The following is a 3831-nucleotide window of genomic DNA, read 5'->3' as shown; positions in this document are numbered from 1 at the left end:
TTATCCAAACCAAAATATTATCCCAACTTGACTTTTTATTGTATTGAATATCAGTAAATTGTTATATTTTAGTAGCAGATAATAAAGAGTGATTGTTCCATTATTCAAGAACAGTCACTCATTTATTACTAAGTATTATCTCAATCCAAGAACTGTTGCTAATGAATCTTTATTTCTGATTTTCTTATATTTCTTTTCAACGCCTAAAGTCAGATTGTCTTCCATAGAGCATAAAGCTTGTACCATTTGTTCTGATGAAACTCCTACGTATTTCATTGTCGTTTCGATGCTCTCATGCCCCAATAGTTTTTGTATCTGCGCCAAGTTTACACCGTCTTCCAACCAATGGGTAGCCCGTGCATGCCGAAAACTATGGCAATGAAAATCCGCAGGAATTTCAAGTAGCCCCTGAGACGCAATTCTAACATACATTTTCAACCGCTTGCTAATCGCTTCTGAAGTGATTTTTTTGTTTGCATGGCCATATATGGGGAAAAATACAAAATCAGAAGGTAACGGATTGGCCGGATGGAACAACTTCACATAATGTTTCAGTATTTTTACCATGCTGTTCAACAAATAAATGGTACGTTGTTTATTCCCTTTACCCAAAACAAGAATGTAACTTTTCGTTTCATCCAGGTGCAGTGCCGACAGCCTTAATGATAATATTTCATCTATTCTTGTTCCGGTACTATATAAAAGATTGAACAAGGCAAAATCCCTCTTACCTATCAATGTCCGTGTATTGATGCTTGCAAAAATCCGTTTGATTGTATCTTTTGTGATTACTTCCACTTGTTTTTTAGGTTGCTGCATTCTTTTTATTTCAGCGGCATCACAATCATATTTTATGAATTGGATTTTCTTGTGCGCAAGGAAACGGAGGAAATTTTTCAATATGGAGAGACGATGATTGCATGTTTGCGGGCTGCATTTTCTTACTTCTTTCAGCCACGCAATCCATTCTTCAATCCAGTCCTTACGGAAGCATTCCCCACAAATGGTATTTGAGGTGACTCCCTTCGAGGATTCAAGGAAATCTATATAGATTCCCATTCCCTCTCCGTATGATTTTAAAGCGTTATGGCTCAGATTCCTTATACACGGAAGATAAACCGTATGCCACTCATGGATGGCATCGGCGATAATTGAATGTTCTGCTTTAGTCTTCATATTCAAAATAGTCGTTTAAATCAGGTAAAAGTTCTTCATACCCACCTCCTGTCAGATTTTCCAACTGGTGTGCAAACAGCGGTACAAGCCTGTAATAATATAATGTGTTTTGAATGTAACGGTGTCCCATGGAACGGCTGAGATATAAGAGTTTGTCCATCCATTCAATGCCGCAGTGATCCCAACCGTTTATGTTCACGACCGCATAGTGACTGCGAAAATCATATGCTCTTGCGTGTGCCGTACTGACTTTCTTCCATACTTTCTTAAAACTTGCCGTTACCCATTCTCCGGAATATGGTTTGTCGTACTCGTTAGGAAAGAATATCTTTCTTCCGGGCATGAGATTTTCCATTTTGACATTATACATCTGCAATAGCGACCACATGGATTCGTGCAAGGCAACCCGATGTTCATCTATGCTCTTTGTGTATCTTATATTTATAACACCGGATTGCAAGTCCACGTCTTCTACTCTGAGCAGACGGGCTTCTGTTGTACGCATCCCTGTACTGTACAAAAGTCGGAAAAAGACCGGAACTTCCACTTTCATAAGCGCAGCCCTCATGTCACGGCAATTTATTGGAGGTTCGAGATTGTCCGCTTCATTAAAGAATCTTGCAAGCTCTTCTGGAGTAAACGGATGTGGTTCGAATGATGTGACATTGACTCTTGGAATGGTGGATGGAAGAGGAATATTTACGAAACCACGGCTATTCGCATATTTCAGAAATCCTCTGACACCTACAATTCTGTTATTGCATGACTTTGCGGATTCCGTTTTTTTCTTCTTGCAATAATCAAGGACAATTTCTTCTGTAAGAGCTTCGGCTGACGGATAATTATGGGCGCAGAAGTCATTGAAACGGCGAATCTTGTCCATTGTCCGCCTACTGAATTTTCCAGAGGCTCTTTTGTAAAGTTCATATTTCTTGACTATATGGGATATTGCGGAATAAGAGTATGGCTGTTCTGAAACAAGAATACGCTTTGGCTTAGGTGTGTATTTTATGTCCGGAGGATATGATGGCAATTTGAACGGTGCCCCATATTTCGACCGGATATAACGGATGAAGCGCCTCAAAATAATGCATCGGTTACGGTTTGTATAATAGCTTTCCTTATCTGTCCTTGATGCCCATCCGGAGATAATATCATCCGACAGCACTCCGCCATGATTCATACAGTACTTGGCGAAAGAGTTCAGGTATATGCGGGTTATATAGTCACATTTTCCGATACCGGAGATGAAATTGACATATTCAGACATCAAATCTGCAAATTGGGGTAGATGTGAATCTGTTTTCATTCGAACAACTCCTTTCTTATTGGATAACATTCAATATTGATTCCGCATTCTCTCAGATGAGGGATGTCAGCATCTATATATGGGACTATAGATGAAGAACAGATATGTCCTAAAATATGGCTGATGACCCTAATCTCGGTACCTTTACCAAGTAATTTAGAGGCGAGGTTGTGCCGAAATACGCTGACTCCACGCCCGGATTCACCTTTTCTAAGGTTTAGTTTCTCAAAGACTGTATTGACAATGGTGCCGATACTTTTGTTCTCCAACCTTTCTGTCGCATTCTTCTTGTTGGGAAACAGATACACGGATCCGGCCTCATTGTCCCGTTCATTACGTATGTAATCAAACAATGAGTTTCCAACATGAGGAAGAAGGGGCAACACTATCGGATTACCAGTCTTTTCCTGGACGAAGCTGACTCGTTCCTTCTTCCAATCTATGTCTGTCAATTTCAAGTTGGCAATGTCGCATCCTCTTATGCCAGTATATAAAGCCAATGAAACTATAGCTTTTTCCCTGAAAGTCAAAATATTGTTAGAGTCTGACAAAGCATTTTTTATCACATTGATTTCATCATCCTTAAGATAGTTGAAGTTTTTCCTTTCATATTTCAAATCAGGGAAATAACCTAATACTTTTTTCATGTCGTATAAATCCCCCAACTCTTTAAGGGCTGACGCTATGTGACCGCAATATGTCCTTGAACGCTTTTGCTGTTCTTCTTTAAGGAAAAAGGACAAAACATGTTCTTCTTTGATTTCATCCAATGAAGAGACGTGGAACTTTTGCATCTCAAAAAGGAACATTGTAACGGCATCGGTTTCCATTTTTACTGTGGACTTCTTTTTATGTTCTGCGGCACGCTTCCGGTAAATGTCTATAACTTTCTGAAAACTGGGGTTAAGCATATTATACCTGGAAGGATAGCATAACGGAACAAAGGACTTCTTGTCCGGGTAGTGCCCAAATTCATCATATGCTTGGATAGTACGTAAATGCATCATCCTAAGATCCAATGTCGCTTTTGTATATCCCCTTGTACGGATAAACTTTTCTGCAAATTGTTCATACGAATGAAAACATCCTTCATGTTCAAAAAGAAGTCTTAAAACAAATTTTACTCCTTTGATGTACTGAATGTCATAACCACGGGAAACGAGGTTGTCCAGTAACTTCTTCTGGCTTAATTTTAACTGTGCTATATTCATATTCTTCCTATTGGCTTTAGTGCCATTAGCAAAGATATAGGAATGTATTATCCAAACCTATTCATCCTATAACAGAATGATTTACAGAATAAAAAACTGTATTTTTAGGATAATGCTGGGGTTTGGATAACTGCT

Annotated in this window: 3 protein-coding genes; all 3 read right to left on the bottom strand. The window is 39.0% G+C overall.

Annotated elements, in window-relative coordinates:
• Nucleotides 1-135: 135 nt before the first annotated feature.
• Genes NW211_RS13625 through NW211_RS13615 form a run of 3 tightly spaced genes read right to left on the bottom strand, consistent with a single transcriptional unit; the run spans nt 136 to nt 3696 of the window.
• Nucleotides 136-1176: a tyrosine-type recombinase/integrase gene (locus NW211_RS13625; RefSeq protein ID WP_117852433.1), complete on the bottom strand. Its 1041-nt coding sequence runs from the start codon at nt 1174-1176 to the stop codon at nt 136-138.
• Nucleotides 1166-2485 (bottom strand): tyrosine-type recombinase/integrase, encoded by a 1320-nt coding sequence (locus tag NW211_RS13620; protein ID WP_117852431.1) that lies wholly within the window; start codon nt 2483-2485, stop codon nt 1166-1168. The genes NW211_RS13625 and NW211_RS13620 overlap by 11 nt, the downstream gene beginning before the upstream one ends.
• Nucleotides 2482-3696 (bottom strand): tyrosine-type recombinase/integrase, encoded by a 1215-nt coding sequence (locus NW211_RS13615; protein WP_117991734.1) that lies wholly within the window; start codon nt 3694-3696, stop codon nt 2482-2484. Before NW211_RS13615 ends, NW211_RS13620 begins: the two co-directional genes overlap by 4 nt.
• Nucleotides 3697-3831 lie beyond the last annotated feature (135 nt).

This window comes from Barnesiella sp. ET7, assembly GCF_024733785.1.
Classification (GTDB): Bacteria; Bacteroidota; Bacteroidia; order Bacteroidales; family Barnesiellaceae; genus Barnesiella; species Barnesiella merdigallinarum.
The sequence above is the reverse complement of the archived record's forward strand: the minus strand, read 5'-3'. Positions and strand labels throughout refer to the sequence as shown.

What these genes read in the sequence shown, in the direction of transcription:
- NW211_RS13625 (WP_117852433.1), bottom strand. Translation starts at nt 1,176, where the DNA reads ATGAAGACTAAAGCAGAACATTCAATTATCGCCGATGCCATCCATGAG.
- NW211_RS13615 (WP_117991734.1), bottom strand. Translation starts at nt 3,696, where the DNA reads ATGAATATAGCACAGTTAAAATTAAGCCAGAAGAAGTTACTGGACAAC.
- NW211_RS13620 (WP_117852431.1), bottom strand. Translation starts at nt 2,485, where the DNA reads ATGAAAACAGATTCACATCTACCCCAATTTGCAGATTTGATGTCTGAA.